The organism is Methanocalculus taiwanensis (genome assembly GCF_024372745.1).
In the GTDB taxonomy this organism is placed as follows: Archaea; Halobacteriota; Methanomicrobia; order Methanomicrobiales; family Methanocorpusculaceae; genus Methanocalculus; species Methanocalculus taiwanensis.
The window spans coordinates 1-2,012 of sequence record NZ_VOTZ01000061.1 but is presented as its reverse complement, the minus strand read 5'-3'; the positions used below and the strand labels follow the sequence as shown (position 1 = coordinate 2,012).

The 2,012-nt window shown below is 47.6% G+C and carries 3 protein-coding genes; all 3 read right to left on the bottom strand.

Annotation, left to right across the window (positions count from 1 at the left end; all coding sequences use genetic code 11):
* Positions 1-117 precede the first annotated feature (117 nt).
* Genes FTO68_RS11770 through FTO68_RS11760 form a run of 3 tightly spaced genes read right to left on the bottom strand, consistent with a single transcriptional unit; the run spans position 118 to position 1,887 of the window.
* Positions 118-294, bottom strand: a complete 177-nt coding sequence (locus tag FTO68_RS11770; protein WP_255333604.1) for a HepT-like ribonuclease domain-containing protein — start codon at positions 292-294, stop codon at positions 118-120.
* On the bottom strand, positions 287-634 hold the full coding sequence (locus tag FTO68_RS11765) for a nucleotidyltransferase family protein (protein WP_255333603.1): 348 nt from the start codon (positions 632-634) through the stop codon (positions 287-289). Before FTO68_RS11765 ends, FTO68_RS11770 begins: the two co-directional genes overlap by 8 nt.
* Positions 613-1,887 carry a sensor histidine kinase gene (locus FTO68_RS11760; RefSeq protein WP_255333602.1) on the bottom strand — a complete coding sequence of 425 codons (1,275 nt, stop codon included), beginning with the start codon at positions 1,885-1,887 and terminating at the stop codon, positions 613-615. Before FTO68_RS11760 ends, FTO68_RS11765 begins: the two co-directional genes overlap by 22 nt.
* Positions 1,888-2,012 lie beyond the last annotated feature (125 nt).

The following is a 2,012-nucleotide window of genomic DNA, read 5'->3' as shown; positions in this document are numbered from 1 at the left end:
CATTCTGATTATCGGAAAGATAATCTTCGATAAATGCATAGGTATCCATGGCCCTGTGTCTCCTTTCTGCAAACAATGGTAGGCTGCAGGGCCAATTTAATTTTTACAGAAGATTTGTTACGTTACCGGAATCTGCTTCACCGCCTCTCCGATGATAATGAATTGCAACAAAACAGCATCAATACACATCGGAACACTGACAAATTCCTCAAATGAGCGCGATCCAACATATGAGTGGATAGATTCAATTGTATCATGAATATCTTCAAGATAAAGAAGAAGATTTCTAGGCATACACAACCTCCTTCAGCACAGAGTCGCGAATACGTGGTTTTAGCGTATCGGCAATAACGAGATCGGCTCTCCGACCAAAGAGATCCTCAAGGTAAAATTTGAGATCCATCACATTATCAAATGTCTCTTCCCCTTCCCTGAACTCGACAAGTATATCGACATCACTTTCCGGGGTTCCTTCATCACGGGCAATGGATCCGAATATGCCAATACGAGCAACTCCGAACGACTTCCGTATATAGTCAATATTATGGTTCAGCCGGGTAATCGGATTCAGCCTAATCCTAATATCATCATCTATAGTGTTATATTCTCCGCTCATCCCCGGTTCACCCGCCATCCCCCCTCCGGCACAATCATCACAAACCGTGCACCCTCACCTGGCACTCCATCCTCATGGATGGTGATCCCTGTAATGGCGAGAATATCCCGGACAAGGAAGAGTCCAAAACCGGTATTTTTCCCATACCCACGCTCGAAGATACGCTCTTTCTCTTCAGGCGCTATACCGGTTCCGTCATCTTCAACTGCGATTACGAGCGATCCTTCCACCTCTCCACATATCACACTGATCTCCGTCACCCGCCCGCCATGCCGGAGTGCATTATCAAAGAGGTTTTCAAAGACCTTCGGAAGCATCGGATCAGCATAGATGGCATATCCATCACACTCGCAGGATAGCCGGATAGTGCGGGGAACTCTGAGAATGAAATCGATCTCCTGCCATTGCGGCTCCTGTGTGCCGAGATCCTGATATATCCGGGTGAACTCAATCTCATACCGGATATTGTCTGTTGCCCTCTTCATCTCACCAAGATAGCGGGAGAGCTCAGAATCCGCTATTTGATCACGGGATAGCTCGATATACCCCTGTACCACCGTAATCTGATTCAGGATATCGTGGCGGGTGATGCTTGAGAGGAGTGAGAGCTGGCGGTTTGCCTCACGAAGGCCTTTCTCAGCCCTCCTCCTTATGGTAATATCATGGAGGATAATGATCTCTTCTGAAGCATGTGTCCTGAGAAGGGGATTCTTCCACACTTCAAGAATTGTACCATCATGGACAGAGATCTCTTTAACACCATTATCCACCCGAAGAAGGGGGCTGATATCAGCCAGCTTTTTTCCAACTGCCTCATCTGAAGCGATCGAAAGATATCCTTCAGCTGATGGATTCATATATATCACAATGCCATCCGGATTCATTATAAGAAGGCCATCATTCAGCTGCTCGGGAATCCTTGCCTGGGTGCGTGGCAGGACACTGAAGAGCCGGTAGCGTGATGATGCAAAGAGGAGGATGCCGCTCACCAGCATCAGGATCACCGGTGTAATCTGCAAACCCGGGAAAGGGCCGAATTTTGCAATAAAGACCCCGTCTGTCACAACGGGGAGAAGGATAACCAGGATCAGTATGCCGATCTGCCTTCGGTACAGCGAAGGATAATCCATCCAGGCAATAATCAGCAGGAAGATGGTGAATCCCGTCAGGAGGTAGACATAACCCGTATGGACCCAGAAGAACGGGCCATATTCGAGGAGAAAGAGGATCAGATCTCCTACAGCATAGGTGCTAACCGAGGTATAGAACAAAGGTAACAGGTCAGCACCCCCTCTCCTGACCTCTCCTTAACTCACATCACACACCCCCACTTTTCGGAAAATACGCCCGTATGACCGATAGATCCTTATATAATGAGAGATTAATAGATATTTGG